Here is a 3,064-nt window from a genome sequence, read left to right as displayed (position 1 = left end):
CGTGTCCGTGCCGCGTGTCCGGCCTAGGTGGTGGCGGGAGCCGCCCCACCGCTACCCGACGGGCCGCCGGGGGCTGCGCCACCGAAGCCGCCCGAGCTGGGCGGGAGCGAGTCACCCGGGCCGGCCTCACCGGTGGGTGCGACGCTCGCGGTGATCTCCTCACCCTCGCGGGACTCGGCGTCCGGGCGCTGGACCCCGGTGAACGTGAACCTGGCGTCCTCCGTCTTGTCGGACTCGCCGTCCCAACCCTCGACGTCGACGGTGATGAGCTCGCCGGCCGCGACCTCGCCGAAGAGGATCTTCTCCGACAGCGTGTCCTCGATCTCGCGCTGGATGGTGCGACGCAGCGGCCGCGCACCCAGTACCGGATCGAAACCCCTCTTGGCCAGGAGTTCCTTGGCCCGATCCGTGATCTCGATGGTCATGTCCTTGGCCTTGAGCGCCACGCCGACCCGGCTGACCATGAGGTCGACCATCTGGACGATCTGATCCTTGGTGAGCTGGTGGAACACCACGATCTCGTCGATGCGGTTGAGGAACTCGGGCCGGAAGTGCTTCTTGAGCTCGTCGTTGACCTTCTGCTTCATCCGCTCGTAGGCGTCCTCGGTGTTGTCGGAGGACTGGAAGCCCATCCCGACCGCCTTGGAGATGTCCCTCGTGCCCAGGTTGGAGGTGAAGATCAGCACGGTGTTCTTGAAGTCCACCATGCGACCCTGCCCGTCGGTGAGACGGCCGTCCTCGAGCACCTGCAGCAGCGTGTTGTAGATCTCGGAGTGGGCCTTCTCGATCTCGTCGAACAGGACCACCGAGAACGGCTTGCGCCGGACCTTCTCCGTGAGCTGGCCGCCCTCCTCGTAGCCGACGTACCCGGGAGGTGCGCCGAACAGACGGGACGCGGTGAAGCGGTCGTGGAACTCGCCCATGTCGATCTGGATGAGCGCGTCATCCTCGCCGAACAGGAAGTTCGCCAGCGCCTTGGAGAGCTCCGTCTTACCGACACCGGACGGGCCGGCGAAGATGAACGAACCCGAGGGCCGCTTGGGGTCCTTGAGACCGGCCCGCGTGCGGCGGATGGCCCGGGAGACGGCCTTGATGGCGTCCTCCTGGCCGATGATCCGCTTGTGCAGCTCGTCCTCCATGCGGAGCAGACGCGTGGTCTCCTCCTCGGTGAGCTTGAACACGGGGATCCCGGTCCAGTTGCCCAGGACCTCCGCGATCTGCTCCTCGTCGACCACGGCGGCCACATCCATGTCGCCCGCACGCCACTGCTTCTCGCGCTCCGAGCGCTCGGCGATGAGCTTCTTCTCCGTGTCCCGCAGGCCCGCGGCCTTCTCGAAGTCCTGCGCGTCGATCGCGGACTCCTTCTCACGGCGGGCCTCCGCGATCTTCTCGTCGAACTCCCGCAGGTCCGGCGGAGCGGTCATCCGCTTGATCCGCATGCGGGCGCCGGCCTCGTCGATGAGGTCGATCGCCTTGTCCGGGAGGAAGCGGTCGTTGATGTACCGGTCCGCGAGCTGGGCCGCCGCGGCCAGGGCGGCGTCCGTGATGGTGACGCGGTGGTGGGCCTCGTAGCGGTCCCGCAGACCCTTGAGGATCTCGATGGACAGCTCCACGTTGGGCTCCGGGACCTGGACCGGCTGGAAACGACGCTCGAGCGCCGCGTCCTTCTCGATGTGCTTGCGGTACTCCTCGAGCGTGGTGGCGCCGATGGTCTGCAGCTCACCGCGGGCCAGCTTGGGCTTGAGGATCGACGCGGCGTCGATCGCACCCTCGGCGGCACCCGCGCCGACGAGGGTGTGGATCTCGTCGATGAACAGGATGATGTCGCCGCGCTGGTTGATCTCCTTGAGCACCTTCTTCAGGCGCTCCTCGAAGTCTCCGCGGTAGCGGGAACCGGCCACGAGCGACCCCAGGTCGAGCGAGTAGACCTGCTTGTCCTTGAGGGTCTCGGGGACCTCGTTGTTGACGATGGCCTGGGCCAGGCCCTCGACGACCGCGGTCTTGCCCACGCCGGGCTCGCCGATGAGCACCGGGTTGTTCTTGGTGCGCCGGGAGAGCACCTGCATGATGCGCTCGACCTCCTTGGCGCGGCCGACGACCGGGTCGAGCTTGCCCTCCATGGCGGCCTGCGTGAGGTTGCGACCGAACTGGTCCAGCACCGTCGAGGACGACGGCGTACCGGACTCGCGACCACCGGTGCCGGCGGGGGCGCCCGTGGCCTCGGCCTCCTTGCCCTGGTAGCCCGACAGCAGCTGGATGACCTGCTGGCGGACCCGGGTGAGGTCCGCTCCGAGCTTGACCAGCACCTGGGCGGCGACGCCCTCGCCCTCACGGATGAGGCCGAGCAGGATGTGCTCGGTGCCGATGTAGTTGTGGCCGAGCTGCAGCGCCTCGCGCAGGCTCAGCTCCAGGACCTTCTTGGCCCGCGGCGTGAACGGGATGTGCCCGCTGGGCGCCTGCTGGCCCTGGCCGATGATCTCCTCGACCTGACTCCGCACCGCTTCCAGCGAGATCCCCAGGGACTCGAGTGCCTTGGCGGCCACTCCCTCGCCCTCGTGGATGAGACCCAGCAGGATGTGCTCGGTGCCGATGTAGTTGTGGTTGAGCATCCGGGCCTCTTCCTGGGCCAGGACGACGACGCGACGCGCGCGGTCGGTAAACCGTTCGAACATCGTGCTACCTCACATTCCTCGGGTTCCGTCCACTCTAGTGGCCGTGCTTGACGCGCTGCACCGCAGGAGCGGGAGCGGGTCCGTCACCAGGGTTCAACGCGGCAGGTCGGGGATCCATTGCAGATCCGTGTACGCCGACAGCGAACGCCGCCGATCCGTGCGCCGGGGGACGGACTTCCGTCGTCGGCGCCTAGGGTCGTGGACATGACACGGGTGGACGGAGCGGGGACGTGACCCCCTTCGATCTGGACCGGATCGGCCACGGACTGCCCTTCGCCGCCGCGCTGCCCGCCCTCCGGGACGCCCTCGCCACCAGGGGGACCGCGGTCGTCCAGGCCCCGCCCGGCACCGGGAAGACGACCCTCGCCCCACCGGCGGTCGCCTCGGCGGAC

1 protein-coding gene is annotated in these 3,064 nt (G+C 68.4%); it reads right to left on the bottom strand.

The features are described 5' to 3' along the window. Positions 1 to 23: 23 nt before the first annotated feature. Positions 24 to 2,672: an ATP-dependent Clp protease ATP-binding subunit gene (locus G6021_RS15620; protein ID WP_182641689.1), complete on the bottom strand. Its 2,649-nt coding sequence runs from the start codon at positions 2,670 to 2,672 to the stop codon at positions 24 to 26. Positions 2,673 to 3,064: the final 392 nt, after the last annotated feature.

Origin of the sequence: Dietzia sp. CW19, from assembly GCF_014145265.1 — a bacterium.
Taxonomy (GTDB): Bacteria; Actinomycetota; Actinomycetes; order Mycobacteriales; family Mycobacteriaceae; genus Dietzia; species Dietzia natronolimnaea.
This window is presented reverse-complemented; position numbering and strand designations above follow the sequence as displayed.